This window comes from Bacillus mobilis (assembly GCF_001884045.1).
GTDB lineage: Bacteria > Bacillota > Bacilli > Bacillales > Bacillaceae_G > Bacillus_A > Bacillus_A mobilis.
In genome coordinates, this window is sequence record NZ_MACF01000032.1 from 1 (window position 1) to 268 (window position 268).

Here is a 268-nt window from a genome sequence, read left to right on the forward strand (position 1 = left end):
TGACAGAAGAACCGAACGTGTTAGAGAAACCAGAGGTAAAAGAGAAGCCGGAAATTTTAGTAACACCAGAAGAAGAACAAAATAAAGAAGAAACAATAAAAGAGCTAGAAGATCCAGTTAAACCGGAAGAGCCAAAGGTGACAGAAGAGCCAAAAGAGCTAGAGAAGCCAGAAGTTACGGAGAAACCGGAAATTCATGTGAAACCAGAAGAAGAGCAAGTTGAAGAAGAAACAATAGAGGAAATAAAAGAAGAAAAACCGGAAACACC

General features: G+C 39.2%; 1 pseudogene. It reads left to right on the forward strand.

Features of this window, described 5'->3' with window-relative positions:
• A pseudogene (locus BAQ44_RS03500) lies at positions 1-268 on the forward strand (Cna B-type domain-containing protein); the annotation flags it as partial.